The following is a 13856-nucleotide window of genomic DNA, read 5'->3' on the forward strand; positions in this document are numbered from 1 at the left end:
CGCCGTGGTCACCGTCTACTCCGCTGACCTCGTCGTGCCCATGACCGCGCCGCCCACGACGGACGGCGCCGTCGCGGTGGAGGCCGGCCGGATCCTCCACGTCGGCACGCGCGACTGGGTGCTGCAGCACCTCCGTGCGGAGGGCCGGGAGGTCGCGGAGCGCCACGTCGACGGCGTCCTCACGCCCGGGCTGATCAACGCCCACACCCACCTGCAGTACTCGCGGATGGGGCGGGTCGGCCGCGGGCGCTACCAGGGGTTCGACGACTGGGCGACCGAGTTCTCCGCCGTCTACGACGTCGGCGGCCAGGACTGGGGCGCGGCCGCGGCGGAAGGGGCCGCCGCGCTGCTCGCCGCCGGGGTGACCGCCGCCTCCGACATCGTCACGGACGTCGCCGCCGTCTCGGCGCTCGCCGACGCGGGCCTCCACGGGATCGCGTACTGGGAGGTCATGAACTGGTCGAACGCGGCCTGGCGCCGCGGCGGCCGCGAGCAGGTCATCGCCGACCTCGAGCGCGTGCCGACGACGCCCGGGTCGGGCCTCAGTCCCCACGCGCCGTACTCGCTCGACGCCGAGCCGCTGCTCGACATCCCGGACATCGTCCGCGCGCACGGCGGCCGCCTGCACATCCACCTCGGGGAGTCGCACTTCGAGGGCGCCCGCGCCGGGGCGGAGGACTGGACCTTCGCGGGCGTCGAGAGCTTCCGAGCGCTCCGCGAGAGCGGCTACGGGGCCTCCGCCACCGAGTTCGTCGACCGCCTCGGCGTCCTCGGCCCCGACTGCCACGTCGCGCACGGCGTGTACATGACGGCCGAGGACCGGGCGCTGCTCCGCGCCCGCGGCACGTCGGTCGCGCTGTGCCCCCGCTCGAACGAGGTGATCGGCCTCGAGGCGCCGCCCGTCGCCGCCTACCTCGCCGAGGGCAGCCCGATCGCGGTCGGCACCGACTCGCTGTCCTCGAGCCCCTCGCTCGACCCGATGGCCGACGTCGCCGCCCTCGCGCGGATCGCCCGGGAGCAGGGCTACGCCGGCGCGGACCTGCACGAGCGCCTGCTGTCCGCGGCCACCTTCGGCGGTGCGCGGGCGATGGGCGTCGACATCGGCCCGGACCGCCTCGGCCACCTCGCGGTCGGGGCGATCGCCGACCTGACCGGCTTCCCGATGACGGTCGGCACGGTCGCCGACGCGCTCGCGGAGCTCGTCGAGGCCGCGCCCGCGGCCCGCGTCACGGTGATCGACGGCGAGGTCCGCAGCGGGGAGCGGGAGGTGGTGGCATGAGCGCCAGAGCGGTCCGTCGCGCCGTCGACGGCACGGTGATCGAGGAGCTCGACGTGCCCGCCAGGGCCGCGGAGCTCCGGCTCGAGCCGCACCCGGAGGGCGGCTGGTACCGGCGCACGTGGGCGTCGCCCGCGTCGGTCGAGACCCCGAACGGCGCCCGGCCGGCTGCGACGATGATCCTGTTCCTCCTGCCGCCCGGCGAGACGAGCGCCTGGCACACCGTCGCCTCCGACGAGCTCTGGCTGTGGCACGGGCCGGACCCCGTGGTGCTCGAGCTCGGCGGCAGCGGGCCCCGACCCGAGGAGGGCGAGCGGATCGAGCTCGGGCCCGCGTCGCCGCAGGGCCTCGTGCCGGCCGGCGTCTGGCAGCGCACCCTGCCGTCCGCGGGGGAGGCGCTCGTCAGCTGCGTCGTCTCGCCCGGGTTCGACTTCGCCGACTTCGCGCTCGAGACCTAGCCCGCCTGCAGCACCCGCACGATGTTGCCCGACGGGTCGCGGAACGCGGCGTCGCGTGGGCCCCACGGCTGGTCCGCGGGCTCCTGCACGACCTCCGCGCCGCTCGCCGCGGCGCGCTCGAACAGCGCGTCGAGGTCGTCCGTCGCGAACACGAACGGGCCGAGCGCGCCCTTCACGACGAGCTCCTCGAGCGCCTCCCCCGTCGACGGGCGACCGGCCCGCCTGCGGGTCGGACAGCACGATCTGCGCGCCGCCGGTGTCGCCGAGCGTGATCCAGCGGTGCCCGCCGGAGGAGACGTCGTTCGCGACCGGCAGGCCCAGGGCGTCGCGGTAGAACGCGAGCGCCTCCTCCGGGTCGGAGACGGTGATGGGCGCGTAGTGCAGCGAGATCGGCATGGTCCCGACGCTAGGCCGCGGCGGTCGCCGTCGCTTCTCGGATCCTGCTCGTCCCGGCCGGGCTCGCCGCGCGCGGCTGCCGCGCCGGGCGCGTCACGGCGCGCGCGGTGCAGTCGGGCATCAGCGCCTCCGCCGGGTGCTCGGCGGCGCGGTAGGCGGAGGGCGTCGTGCCGACGAGCTCGGTGAACCGGCTGCTGAACGAGCCGAGCGACGTGCAGCCGACCCGCATGCACGCCTCGGTGACCGAGAGGCCGCCGCGCAGCAGCGCGCACGCCCGCTCGATCCGCCGCGTCATCAGGTATTGGTACGGCGTCTCGCCGTAGACCGCGCGGAAGCGGCGGCTGAAGTGCGCCGTCGACAGGTGCACCGCGGCGGCGATCGCGGGCACGTCGAGCGGCTGGGCGTACCGGCGGTCGATCAGGTCGCGGGCGCGCCGGAGCAGCACCAGCTCCTGACGGCGCTCCGGGGTCACGGCCCGACCGTAGCGCCGCCGCTCACCCCTCCGCCAGGAACGCGTCGAGCAGGGCGAGCACCCGCTCCGGCTGCTCGAGGTGCGGCAGGTGGCCCGCCTCGGCGACGGCCTCGAAGCGGGAGCCGGGGAAGGCCGCGGTCATCGCGCGCCCGTAGGCGGGCGTCGTGACCCGGTCGCTCGCACCCCAGATCCCGAGCACCGGCACCCGCACGGTCGACAGCCGCTCGAGCAGGCCCGGGTCGTGCATGTAGGGGTCGCCCGCGAGGGCGTGCAGCGCGGCCTGGTTGCCCTGGAAGCGCTGCAGCGACTCCGGGGTCGGCGCCGGCAGCGAGGCGAGGAAGCGGTCCGGGTCGTGCCAGGAGAACGGCGCGAGCGACCGCGGGTCGAGCCCGGCGACGTCCCGGATCGGCTCGTCGGGCACGTCGACGCCGACCGCGTCGATCAGAACGACCCGACCGACCCGGCCGACCTGTCCGACCCGGCCCGCGTCCTGGACCGCCATGGCGCTCGCGACCCAGCCGCCCACCGAGGAGCCGACCACCGCGACCCGCTCGAGCCCCTCCTCGGCGAGGAGGTCGAGGAAGGCCGCCGCGACGTCGTCGACCGAGCGGATCGCGTCCCGCCGGGTCGTGCCGTCGAAGCCGGGGATGGTCGGCGCGAGCACGCGGTGCCGTGCGGCGAGGTGCGCCACGAGGGGCGCGACCGTCGCGGGGCCGCCGCCGCCGTGGACGACGAGCACGGGGAAGCCGGAGGAGGGGGAGGAGGTCATGGCCGCCAGGCTATATCAATACATTTACTCGGGGCTACACTCGGACCGTGGACGTCGGGACGCGCACGGACGACGAGGTGTTGGGCAGGGCCGTCAAGCAGGTGCAGTGGCGGCACCACCGCGCCCTCGACGCCCGGATGCGGAGCATCGGCTCGACGATCGTGCAGTGGGACGTGCTGCGCGCCCTCGAGCGACAGCCGGACGCATCCGCGCACGACCTCGCGCAGGCGACGTTCCAGAGCGACCAGTCCCTCGGCGTCATGATGCGGAACATGGAGCGGAAGGGGCTCGTCGAGCGGCGGCCCGTCCGCGGCCGCCGGCTCGAGCATCGCGTCACCGACGCGGGCGCGGCGGTGCTCGAGCAGGGGCACCGGTTCGCCGCGGAGGTCCTCGACGCGTCGTTCGGCGCGCTCGACGCGGGGGAGCGGCAGCAGCTGCTCGCGCTCCTCCGCCGCATCGGCGCCGACTGAGATCCGTTTTGAAGGAGTTCTGCGCGGTCCGCGCGAGAACTCCTTCAAAACGGAATCATCGGGTCGGGGCGCCCAGCGGGGCCTGGGCCGAGAGCGTCGCGCTGCGGATCGCGGTCGTGAGCGCCTCGACCGCGGGCTTCGGGGCGGCCGGGTTCGACAGCAGCCGGAAGTCGACCGGGCCGAGGGCGGGGAGGCCGAGGCGCACCTCGACCTTCTGCAGGTCGGAGGGGATCAGCGAGTGCGCGAGCACCGCGATACCGAGCCCGGCGCGGGTCGCCGCGAGCATCGCGTTGATGTCGCGGACCGTGCAGGCGATGCGCCAGCGCCGGCCCGCCGCCTCGAGGGCGTCGATCGCCATCTGCCGGGTGAAGCTCGGGGCGCGGTGGACGACGAGCGGCACCTGCTCCTGCTTCAGGAAGGGCTCGGCGTCCTCCGCCGCCCAGACGAACTGGTCGTGCAGCACGAGGGTGCCCTCGCCCGCCTCCACCGCGGGCTGCTTGACGAACACGAGGTCGAGGTGGCCCGCCGCGAGCCGGCGCGTGAGCACCGAGCTCTGGTCGACCGTGAGCTCGAGGTCGACCTGCGGGTTGAGCCGGCGGAACTGCCGGAGGATCCGCGGCAGCTGGGTGATCGCGAGGTCGTCCGCCGTGCCGAAGCGCAGCCGGCCGCGGGTGGGGGAGGTGCGGAAGTAGGACTCGGCGTCGGCGTGCGCGCCGAGGATGCGGTGCGCGAAGCCGGACAGCGCCTCGCCCGCCTCCGTCAGCCGCACGCCGCGGGTCTCCCGGATGAACAGGGCCCGCCCGACCTCGTCCTCGAGCCGCCGCATCTGCTGGCTCACGGTCGGCTGGCTGATGCCGAGCTGCTGCGCGGCGACCGTGAAGCTGTGCCCGCCGGCGACGGCGAGGAAGGTGCGGAGCAGCACCGGGTCGTACATGCGACACTCCTGCCCGAGGCGACTGCCATTGGGAAATCCGATGACGGATATCGAAGCACATCACCGGGGGCAATGGGTCGGCAGACCTACCGTGGAACCGGTCATGTCCCACGCCCTCCCGCTCTCCGCCCGCATCCGCCCCGCCTTCAGCGGCTTCGCCCCGCTCTCGATCCCGAACTACCGCCGCTTCGCCGGCTCGAACGTGCTCGCGATGAGCGCGACCTGGATGCAGCGCATCGCCCAGGACTGGCTGGTCCTGCAGTTGACGCACAGCGTCGCCGCGGTCGGCGTCACGACCGCGATGCAGTTCGCGCCGTCGATCCTGTTCGGCCTGCACGGCGGCGTCGTCGTCGACCGGTTCCCGCGCCGGAAGCTGCTGATGGTCACGCAGTCGCTCGTCGGCGCGGTGAGCCTGCTGCTCGCGATCACCGCGCTGACCCACACCGCGACCGTCTGGTTCGTCTGGGCCGCCGCCTTCGCGATCGGCTGCGTCACGGTCGTCGACAACCCGGGCCGCCAGGTGTTCGTCAACGAGCTCGTCGGGCGGCAGCACCTGAAGAACGCGCTCAACCTCAACGCCGCGGTGTTCCAGCTCGGGGCGTTCGTCGGCCCGGCCGTCGCGGGCGGGCTGATCGGCGCGGTCGGCGGGGGGTGGGCGTTCCTCATCAACGCCGCCGCCTGCTGCGTGACCGTGTTCATGCTCACCCGGCTCGACCCCGCGCAGCTGCAGCCGGTGCCCGTGTCCCCGCGCCGCCCGCACGCCCTGCGGGAGGGGATCGCGTTCGTGCTGCGCACCCCCGCGATCCGCTACTCGATCCTGATGCTCGCGTTCCTCAGCGTCTTCACGCTGACGATGCCCGTGCTGCTCGCCGCGTTCGCCACGCAGGTCTTCGACCTCGGCGCCTCCGGCTACGGCCTCTTCAACTCGCTCGTCGCGATCGGCGCCGTCGCGGGCGCGCTCGCGTCGACGAGACTGACGCGGCTGCGCCTGCGGATCGTGGTCCTGTGCGGCACCGCCTGGGCGGGCACGCTCGCGCTCGCCGCATTCATGCCGACCGTGCCGACGTTCGGCGTCGCGCTCGTCGCCTCCGGGATCGGCAGCCAGTACTTCTTCCAGTCCGGCAACCCGCTGGTGCAGCTCAGCACGGTGCCGGAGGTGCGCGGCCGCGTCATCTCCGTCTGGGTGCTCGTCGTGCTCGGCGGGCAGGGGATCGGCGGCCCGATCATGGGCGGCATCGTCGATGCGATCGGAGCCCGCGGCGGCATGCTCGTCGCCGGCGGCGTCCCGCTCGTCGCCGGGATCGTGCTGTCGCTGCTGCTCGCCCGGCGCGGCTCGCTGCGGCTCGCGGTGTCGTCCCGGCGGCCGCTCGTCGCGATCACCGAGCGCTGATCAGCCGAGCAGGACCGCCAGCGCCGAGACGACCATCCCGGCCAGGAAGGCCACCAGCCCCGCACGGATGCTGAGCGACTTCCGCGCCGCCGCGCTGCCGGGAGCATCCGTGACGACGGGGCAGCCCGCCCAGGCGAGGCCGAACGAGCCCAGCACGACGAGCGCGGCGCCGGCCCACCAGGCGACCGCCGCGAGCGCGGGGAGGTCGCCCGGCCGCCAGCCCGACGCGAGCAGGCCGGTCGTGCCGACCGCGGCGGTGACCGCGGCGGCCGCGAACCAGACGCTGCCGGTCGACACCACGTGCCGCAGCAGGGCGTCGTCGCGCTCGCCCGCGCCGGGGAACTCGCGCCGCGCCTCGGGCGCGTCCTGCTGGATCGTCACCGCTCGACTCTGCGACACCTCGGTTCCAGAGATCCCGAGCGCCGGCCGAGCGGATGCTGACCGCGCGAACGTGACGTCCCGCGACACGACGGTCCGCTCGGCGTGCACCGTCCCAATACGCTCCGGGCATGCCCGCGCTCCGACGCCCGCTCGCCCGCCGCACCGCCCTCGCCGTGCTCGGCGCCTCCGCGCTGCTCGCGCTGTCCGCGTGCGCCCAGGGCGCCGCGCCCGCCGACACCGCCGCCGGCTCGGCGTCGGCCTCGGCCGGCCCCGCGAGCCTCCAGACGCTCACCCCGGGCAAGCTGACGGTGGCCACCGGGCAGCCCGCGTACTCCCCGTGGGTGGAGGACGACGAGCCGCAGTCGGGGAAGGGCTTCGAGGCGGCGGTGACCTACGCCGTGGCGAAGCAGCTCGGCTACGCGCAGGGCGACGTCGTGTGGGTGCGGTCCACCTTCGACTCGGCGATCGCGCCCGGCGCGAAGCCGTGGGACCTGAACGTCCAGCAGTTCAGCGTCACCGACGAGCGCAGGAAGGCCGTCGACTTCTCCTCGCCGTACTACACGACGACGCAGGCGGTCGTGACGACGAAGGGGTCGAAGGCGGACGGCGTGACGTCGGTCGCCGGGCTCAAGGGGCTGACCATCGGCGTCGCCGCGTCCACCACGAGCCTCCAGGTCGTCACCGACCGCATCGGGCAGCCCAAGGTCTTCAACAGCAACGACGACGCGGTCCAGGCACTGAAGACCAAGCAGGTCGACGCGATCGTCACCGACCTGCCCACCGCCTTCTACATCGCAGGCGCCCAGCTCGACGACGGCGTCGTCGCGGGCCAGCTCGCGGACTCGAGCGAGGGCGGCGACCGGTTCGCGTACGTGCTGCCGAAGGGGTCGAAGCTCACGGCGCCGGTCAGCGCGGCGATCGATGCGCTGAAGTCCTCCGGGGAGCTGCAGAAGCTGACCGACCAGTGGCTCTCCTCCGAGGTCGACGCCCCCGTCCTCAAGTGACGCTCGAGCGTCCGCTCAGCGCGGTCGAGGTCGAGCGGCGGGCGTACCGCCGCCGGCGCTCGCAGCGCTCCGTGCTGCTCGCGGCGCTCTCGACGCTCGTCGTCGCGGCGGTCGTCGTGGGCGTGCTGGCGCTCACGCCGGGCACGGCGGTCGTCGCGCGCACCTTCTTCGACCCCGCGGAGGCGGTGCGCGTCCTCCCGGCGGTGCTCGCCGGGCTCTGGGTCAACGTCGTCGTCCTCGTCTTCGCGGCGATCGGCGTCGCGGTCGTCGCGACCCTCCTCGCCGTGCTCCGCACGCTGCGCGGGCCGGTCTTCGCGCCGCTGCGGTTCCTCGCCGCGGTCTACACGGACGTGTTCCGCGGCGTGCCCGTGATCGTGATGATCCTGCTCATCGGGTTCGGGGTGCCGGGGCTGAACCCGAGCGTGCTCTACGACAGCCGCCTGCTCGGCGGCCTCGCGCTCGTGCTGACCTACTCGGCCTACGTCGCGGAGGTGCTCCGCGCCGGCATCGAGTCCGTGCACCCGTCGCAGCGCCTCGCGGCCCGATCGCTCGGCCTCACGCACGGGCAGACGCTGCGGCTCGTGGTCCTGCCGCAGGGCGTCCGCCGCGTGACCCCGGCGCTCGTCAACGACTTCGTGTCGATGCAGAAGGACGTCGGCCTGATCTCGATCCTCGGCGCGGTCGACGCGGTCCGGGCCGCACAGATCCAGGTCGCGGTGAACTACAACTACACGGCGTACGTCGTCGCGGGGCTGCTCTTCGTGCTGCTCAGCCTCCCGTTCATCCGGCTCACCGACGTGCTCGAGCGCCGCGCCCGCATCCGGCAGCAGCAGGGCGGCGTGCTGTGAGCGGCGGCGCGGCGCGAGCGGAGGCTGCGGGCGGCACCGTCCTGCGGACCGAGGGGCTCGTCAAGGCGTTCGGCGACCACGTGGTCCTCGACGGCATCGACGTCGCCGTCGGCCGGCACGAGGTCGTGGTGCTGATCGGCGCCTCCGGCTCCGGCAAGTCGACGCTGCTGCGCGCGATCAACCTGCTCGAGCCGATCGACGACGGCCGCATCTGGCTCGACGACGAGGACATCAGCGACCCGCGGGTCGACGCCGACCGCGTGCGCGCCCGCATCGGCGTCGTCTTCCAGCAGTTCAACCTGTTCCCGCACCTGTCCGTGCTCGACAACGTCACCCTGGCCGCGCGGCGCGTGCACCGCACGTCGAAGGCGGAGGCGGAGGCGTCCGGGCTGCGGCTGCTCGAGCGGGTCGGGCTCGCGGACCGGGCGCGCTCCTACCCCGACCGGCTGTCCGGCGGCCAGCAGCAGCGCGTCGCGATCGTGCGGGCCATCGCGACGAACCCGGAGCTGCTGCTGCTCGACGAGATCACGAGCGCGCTCGACCCGCAGCTCGTCGGCGAGGTGCTCGACCTCGTCGCGGAGCTGAAGGAGCAGGGCTCGACCATCCTCATGACCACGCACGAGATGCACTTCGCGGAGCACGCCGCGGACCGCGTCGTGTTCCTGAAGGACGGCCGGATCGCGGAGGCGGGGCCGCCGGAGCAGGTGCTGCGCGACCCGCAGCACCCCGACACCCGCGCGTTCCTCTCCCGGCTCCGCGCGCGCTGACCCGGAGTCGTCGACGAGCGGCAACGCCCCGCGTTCTGGGCATCGCCCCGCGCCGGCGCGGATGGGACGGTGATGGGGTGAGCGACACGCTGCAGGCCCGGCCCGACGACGCCGCCCGCCCCGTCGAGTACCTGTCGGTCGTCTACTCGTCGATCGCGTCCGTGCCGTTCGACGAGGTCGAGCTCGCGATCCTGCTCGCCACGAGCCGCATGAACAACGAGGCGAAGGACGTCACGGGCGTCCTGCTGCACCGCGACGGGCACTTCATGCAGGCGCTCGAGGGCCCCGTCGGCGCCGTGCGCGCCACCCTGCGCCGCATCGCCGCGGACGAGCGGCACCGCGACGTCCGGACGCTCGACGAGGAGTACCTCACGGCCCGCCGGTTCGGCTCCTGGTCGATGGGCTACCGACCGCTCTCCGAGACCGACCTCGCCGAGGCGCCGACCTGGTTCGGGTCGCCCGAGGCGCTCCAGGGGCGCGACGGCTTCCGCGCCGCCGAGCTGCTCGCCTGGTTCCGCAGCCGCTGAGGCACGGCCCCGACCCGCAGGCCGCCGCTCAGTCGGGCAGGTGGCGGGCCAGCAGGGTCAGCACCTGCGGCGCCGTCGGCACGCCCGCGGCGCGAGCCAGCTCCTCGCCCGCCTCCGACGTGAGCACCGTGGTCGGCGTCGCGACGATCCCGCGCCGCTCGCTCTCCTCCGGGTCCGCGGCCACGTTCACCTCGCGCACCACGACGCGGTCGCCGAGCAGGCCGGCGGCGTCCCCGAGCACGGCCCGGGTGCGCGCGCACGCCCCGCAGAAGCTCGAGCTGTAGAGCGTCAGGACGAGGGGGGCCACCCTCCTGCCAGCGCACACCGGGCCCGCCGCATTCCCCCAGACCCGCGGCCTACCGTCACCGGCATGGCTGAAGCGGATCTCGGCGGGCGGAAGGTGCTCGCGATCGTCACGAACTACGGGGTGGAGCAGGACGAGCTCGTCGTGCCCCTCGAGCGGCTGCGGGCGGGCGGCGCGACCGTCGACGTCGCGGCGCAGCAGGACGACGACGTGGTCACGCTGGTCGGCGACAAGGACCCGGGACGCACGGTCGCGCCCGACACGACGATCGGCGCCGTCGACCCGGCGGGCTACGACCTGCTGCTGCTCCCCGGCGGCGCGATCAACGCGGACAACCTCCGGCTCGACGAGGACGCGGTGCGCATCGCCGAGGCGTTCGTCGCCGCCGGCCGGCCGATCGCGGCGATCTGCCACGCGCCGTGGACGCTCGTCGAGGCGGGCGCGGTGCGCGGCAAGCGGCTCACCTCCTACGCGTCGCTGCAGACCGACCTCAGGAACGCCGGCGCCGACTGGGCGGACGAGTCCGTCGTCGTCGACGACACGGACGGCTGGACCCTCATCACCTCCCGCGACCCCGACGACCTCGACGACTTCGTCGGCGCGATCGACCGGGTGCTCGGGCGCGTCAGCGCCTGACGCGGGCTCGGCGGAGGCGTCGGGCCGCGAACGACAGCAGCCCGACGCCGCCGAGGGCCGCGCCCGCGAGGACCGCGGTGAGCAGGGTCATCCCCGTCCAGTCCGCCTGGAACGATCGCGGCACGAGCCGGGTCGGCACCGCGACGACGCCGATCAGCGCGCCGATCATGCCCGCGTAGGTCGAGGTCATCGAGACCGCGTGCGTGACACGGTCGCCGCGCCGGATCGCGATCAGCGCCGCCACGATGCTCACGATCGTGATGACGCTGAGGATGTGGATCCAGGAGAACGAGCCCGGCCGGAGGTCCCGGATCCAGAACGACGTGACCGCGACGTAGAGCGTGAGCCCGACCCACGCGCGGCCGTTCCAGCGGTGCAGCCGGTCGCCGAAGCGCCGGCGGGCCAGCTGGAGCGCACCGAGCACGACGGCGAGCGTCGCGGCCACCGCGTGCGAGCCGATCAGCGGATCCCATCCGTGCACGGGCCCAGCCTGCGCCTCCCCGCGGCCGCACGCATCGTCCCGCGGGCCGATGCGGGCCTCCGCCCGCGGGGCCGATCAGTGCGGGTCGATCGGTGCGGGCCGATCACTGCGGCGGCACGCCCGTCCCGATCCGGCGGCGGCGCAGGGCCACGAACGCCGCGGTCGTGATCACGGCCCAGACCCCGAGCACGAGGTAGGGCGCGCCGTGCAGGTGGTCGGGGAAGTAGGTGAGGTCCCGCAGCGCCTCCACCGTGGCGCCGGCGGGCATCACCCGCCCGACGGCGGCGAAGAACGGCGGCAGCAGGGGCTGCGCGACCGCGCCGCCCGAGGCCGGGCTCGACACGAGGATGAACAGCAGCCACGTCGGCAGCAGCGCCCACCGTGCGCCGACGAGGAGGCGCCAGCACAGGTAGGTGGTGCCGGCGGTCCAGGACGTGAGCGCGAGCACGCCCCACGTCGGCAGGAACGGGACCGACTCGAGGTGCGCGATCGGCCCGACCATCGCCGTGACCGCGAGCGCGACGAGCAGCGAGCGGACGGCGTCCCAGCGCAGCTCGCCGGCGAGCGTGAGCCCGTTCGCGTTCGCGCGGGTCTGGATCGCGCCGATGAAGCCCATGATCACGGAGGCGAGCGCGACGTAGAACAGCACGGTGCCCGACGGGTCCCGCGGGCTCACCGGGTGGAGGTCGCGGACGACCGGCGTCGTGCCGAGCGCGGCCGCGACCGCCGGCACGTCGGCCTCGAGCACCCGGGCCACGGAGGGCCCGGACGCCGAGCTGACCAGCAGCTCGACCCGCTCGCCCGTCCGCACGAGCGCCGCGTAGTACCGCTGCTGCCCGATCGCCGTCACCGCCTCGGCCCGCGAGGGCAGCGCCGTCGCCCGCACGGCGCCCGCGTCCGCACCGCCGAGGGCGCGCTCGGCCGCGGCCGCCGACAGACCGACCGCCGCCACCGGCACGTTCCGCGGCCGCGGGGCGCCGAGCGCGGTGCTGTAGCTGAAGACGTAGAGGGCCGCGACGCCGGCGATGACGAGCGCGACGACGAGGGCGGGCAGGTTCGCGCCGGGCAGCACCGCGGTCCGCACGCGGGTGCGCCGGCGGTCGGGGCCGTGCTCGTCCTGCTCCTCGGCCCCGCTCACCGGGGCACGGTAGCCGCGCGACCTGGAGGGATCAGCCGGTGCTCGGCTCGAGCACCGGCTCCTTCCCGGGCAGGCCCAGGAAGGCGAGCACGGCGCCGGCGTCCGCCAGCAGCGCCGCCTCGGGGCCGCGGGGGAGCGGCGCGAACGGCGCGATCCGCACCCGGCCGCCTGCGATGCGCCAGACGCCGGCCGCGCGCCCCTCGACCAGTGCGCAGGAGCGGAACACCCCGCCGGCCACGACGTCGGCGTCGTGCGCGCCGAGGACGGGCTCCCGCGACACCCAGCCGTGCAGGACCGGGTCGAAGTTGCCGAGCAGGCGGGGCGGCGGCGCTTCGGCGGGCGCGCGATCGGCGAGGTCCACGAGGCCGTCGCCGTCGACGACCGTCTCGTCCGCGATCGCCGCGAGGCCGGCCCGGACGTCGCGGAGGGGCAGCTTCGCCCACATCGCGAGGTCGCGCTCCGTCGCGGGCCCGTGGGCGGCGAGGTAGCGGCGCGCGAGCCGGGCGAGCGCGACCGGGCGGTCGAGCGGCTCGGGCGCCGGGCCGAGCCAGTCCTCGGCGAGCACCATCGTGTGCTCGCCGCCCTGGACCGGACCCCGGATGAGCCGATGGGCGAGGGTCGCCGCGAGCAGCACGTGCACGAGCGCCTGGCCGGCGGTGGGCACGCCGGCGGCGTCGAGCGCGGCGCGCAGCTCGTCGCGGGTGCGCGGGCCGGCCGCGACCTGCTCGAGGACCGTGGCGACGCCGCGCTCGGCGAGCGGCGGGGTCACGCCCTCCTGCTGCAGCCGCCGCCGCGACTCGGTGGCGAGCTGCGGGGTGGTGAGGTCGTGAAGCCACCAGAAGTCGTCGGCGGCGACGAGGTGCAGCGTGCCGCGGTTCAGCCACGAGACGACGAGCGAGCGCCGCTCCGTCAGCCCGGCGTCGACGTCCGCCGCGGTGACGGCCGGCACCGTGCGGGCGCGGACGGCGAGCCGGAAGCCGCGCGGGTCCTGCCCCTGCACGGCGAGCACGCGGCGCACGGCGTCCTCCGCCGTCGCAGCGGGCGGGCCGCTCAGCAGCTGCGCGGCGCAGCGCGCGGGGAGGACGTCGGGCACGGCCGGGTCAGTCGAGCAGCAGGGCCCAGCCGTCGAGCACGCTGCCGTGCTGGTCGAGCCCGTACGCGGCGAGCCGGCGCACCCACTCGGCGAGCCCGTCCCGCGTGACCGAGACCTCGGAGGTGGTGCCGCGGACCGTCCAGTCGTCGAGCTCGCCCTCCGGCTCGCTCGCGTTCGCCGCGTAGCCCAGGTCGTCCCGCACGCCCTCGAGCAGGTCGGTCGCGGCCTCCTCGTTCGGTGCGGAGAACGCGAACTCGAGCACGGCGCCGCCCGCGACGCCGTTCTCCTCGATCGTCGACCAGTCATCGCTGTTCATCGTCGTCAGCTCGTCGACGATCTCCGTCAGCTCGTCGAGGTCGACGTCGTCCGACACCTCGGGCACCGTGTCCTGGATCGGGGTGGTCATCCCGTCATCCTGGCCCACTCCGCCGACCCCGTGCCGACCTGCGCCCGACCTGCGCTCGACCAGGCGCCCGCCCCCGCGGGGGATAGGCAGTCTAGACTGTGCATCC

At 74.9% G+C, this 13856-nt stretch carries 18 protein-coding genes and 1 pseudogene; 9 read left to right on the forward strand and 10 right to left on the reverse strand.

From position 1 onward, the window contains the following. Positions 1-4 precede the first annotated feature (4 nt). Positions 5-1279, forward strand: a complete 1275-nt coding sequence (locus tag D1781_RS04290) for an amidohydrolase family protein (protein ID WP_325048782.1) — start codon at positions 5-7, stop codon at positions 1277-1279. Continuing rightward, on the forward strand, positions 1276-1734 hold the full coding sequence (locus D1781_RS04295) for a cupin domain-containing protein (RefSeq protein WP_119481003.1): 459 nt from the start codon (positions 1276-1278) through the stop codon (positions 1732-1734). Before D1781_RS04290 ends, D1781_RS04295 begins: the two co-directional genes overlap by 4 nt. Here D1781_RS04295 and D1781_RS04300 read toward each other — a convergent pair. The 3 genes and pseudogenes from D1781_RS04300 to D1781_RS04310 all read right to left on the reverse strand — a co-directional run bounded on the left by D1781_RS04300 (position 1731) and on the right by D1781_RS04310 (position 3371). Then, positions 1731-2130 (reverse strand): annotated as a pseudogene (locus tag D1781_RS04300) (VOC family protein). The gene D1781_RS04295 and the pseudogene D1781_RS04300 sit on opposite strands and share 4 nt — an antisense overlap. A 10-nt stretch (positions 2131-2140) precedes the next feature. Further along, complete coding sequence (locus D1781_RS04305) at positions 2141-2602, reverse strand: helix-turn-helix transcriptional regulator (protein WP_119481004.1); 462 nt, start codon at positions 2600-2602, stop codon at positions 2141-2143. A 22-nt stretch (positions 2603-2624) separates the two neighbouring features. Beyond that, on the reverse strand, positions 2625-3371 hold the full coding sequence (locus D1781_RS04310) for an alpha/beta fold hydrolase (RefSeq protein WP_119481005.1): 747 nt from the start codon (positions 3369-3371) through the stop codon (positions 2625-2627). A gap of 47 nt (positions 3372-3418) precedes the next feature. On the opposite strand from D1781_RS04310, the gene D1781_RS04315 reads away from it, so the two are divergent. Continuing rightward, complete coding sequence (locus D1781_RS04315) at positions 3419-3841, forward strand: MarR family winged helix-turn-helix transcriptional regulator (RefSeq protein ID WP_233550980.1); 423 nt, start codon at positions 3419-3421, stop codon at positions 3839-3841. A gap of 55 nt (positions 3842-3896) precedes the next feature. Here the strand turns inward: D1781_RS04315 and D1781_RS04320 are convergent, their stop codons facing one another. Further along, complete coding sequence (locus D1781_RS04320) at positions 3897-4775, reverse strand: LysR substrate-binding domain-containing protein (RefSeq protein ID WP_119481006.1); 879 nt, start codon at positions 4773-4775, stop codon at positions 3897-3899. A 103-nt stretch (positions 4776-4878) separates the two neighbouring features. Between D1781_RS04320 and D1781_RS04325 the strand changes: the two genes are divergently transcribed. Beyond that, the gene (locus tag D1781_RS04325; protein ID WP_119481007.1) at positions 4879-6165 is read left to right on the forward strand and encodes an MFS transporter; all 1287 of its coding nucleotides are present in this window, start codon (positions 4879-4881) and stop codon (positions 6163-6165) included. On the opposite strand, the gene D1781_RS04330 is transcribed toward D1781_RS04325, so the two are convergent. Continuing rightward, on the reverse strand, positions 6166-6546 hold the full coding sequence (locus D1781_RS04330; protein WP_119481008.1) for a hypothetical protein: 381 nt from the start codon (positions 6544-6546) through the stop codon (positions 6166-6168). A gap of 128 nt (positions 6547-6674) precedes the next feature. Here D1781_RS04330 and D1781_RS04335 point away from each other — a divergent pair, with 128 nt between their 5' ends. The 4 genes from D1781_RS04335 (at position 6675) to D1781_RS04350 (ending at position 9692) form a co-directional block, all read left to right on the forward strand. Continuing rightward, positions 6675-7550 carry an ABC transporter substrate-binding protein gene (locus D1781_RS04335; RefSeq protein WP_119481009.1) on the forward strand — a complete coding sequence of 292 codons (876 nt, stop codon included), beginning with the start codon at positions 6675-6677 and terminating at the stop codon, positions 7548-7550. Further along, positions 7547-8398 carry an amino acid ABC transporter permease gene (locus D1781_RS04340; protein WP_119481010.1) on the forward strand — a complete coding sequence of 284 codons (852 nt, stop codon included), beginning with the start codon at positions 7547-7549 and terminating at the stop codon, positions 8396-8398. The genes D1781_RS04335 and D1781_RS04340 overlap by 4 nt, the downstream gene beginning before the upstream one ends. Next, positions 8395-9165, forward strand: a complete 771-nt coding sequence (locus D1781_RS04345; protein WP_119481011.1) for an amino acid ABC transporter ATP-binding protein — start codon at positions 8395-8397, stop codon at positions 9163-9165. The genes D1781_RS04340 and D1781_RS04345 overlap by 4 nt, the downstream gene beginning before the upstream one ends. Positions 9166-9242: 77 nt before the next feature. Next, positions 9243-9692, forward strand: coding sequence for a BLUF domain-containing protein (locus tag D1781_RS04350; protein ID WP_158589993.1), 450 nt, complete (start codon positions 9243-9245; stop codon positions 9690-9692). Positions 9693-9720: 28 nt separating this feature from the next. Here D1781_RS04350 and D1781_RS04355 read toward each other — a convergent pair whose 3' ends face one another. Continuing rightward, a complete protein-coding gene (locus tag D1781_RS04355; RefSeq protein ID WP_199706379.1) occupies positions 9721-9999 on the reverse strand; it encodes a thioredoxin family protein in 279 nt (92 codons plus the stop codon). Between the two features lie 63 nt (positions 10000-10062). Here D1781_RS04355 and D1781_RS04360 point away from each other — a divergent pair, with 63 nt between their 5' ends. Continuing rightward, the gene (locus tag D1781_RS04360; protein ID WP_119481014.1) at positions 10063-10632 is read left to right on the forward strand and encodes a type 1 glutamine amidotransferase domain-containing protein; all 570 of its coding nucleotides are present in this window, start codon (positions 10063-10065) and stop codon (positions 10630-10632) included. Here D1781_RS04360 and D1781_RS04365 read toward each other — a convergent pair. The 4 genes from D1781_RS04365 to D1781_RS17440 form a co-directional block, all read right to left on the reverse strand. Further along, positions 10622-11113 (reverse strand): DUF2306 domain-containing protein, encoded by a 492-nt coding sequence (locus tag D1781_RS04365; RefSeq protein WP_158589994.1) that lies wholly within the window; start codon positions 11111-11113, stop codon positions 10622-10624. The genes D1781_RS04360 and D1781_RS04365 overlap by 11 nt on opposite strands. A 103-nt stretch (positions 11114-11216) precedes the next feature. Then, positions 11217-12251 (reverse strand): ABC transporter permease, encoded by a 1035-nt coding sequence (locus D1781_RS04370; protein ID WP_119481016.1) that lies wholly within the window; start codon positions 12249-12251, stop codon positions 11217-11219. 31 nt (positions 12252-12282) lie between these two features. After that, positions 12283-13344, reverse strand: a complete 1062-nt coding sequence (locus D1781_RS04375; RefSeq protein ID WP_158589995.1) for a winged helix DNA-binding domain-containing protein — start codon at positions 13342-13344, stop codon at positions 12283-12285. A 7-nt stretch (positions 13345-13351) separates the two neighbouring features. Next, complete coding sequence (locus D1781_RS17440) at positions 13352-13750, reverse strand: hypothetical protein (RefSeq protein WP_158589996.1); 399 nt, start codon at positions 13748-13750, stop codon at positions 13352-13354. Positions 13751-13856: the final 106 nt, after the last annotated feature.

The sequence above is a fragment of the Amnibacterium setariae genome (genome assembly GCF_003581425.1).
In the GTDB taxonomy this organism is placed as follows: Bacteria; Actinomycetota; Actinomycetes; order Actinomycetales; family Microbacteriaceae; genus Amnibacterium; species Amnibacterium setariae.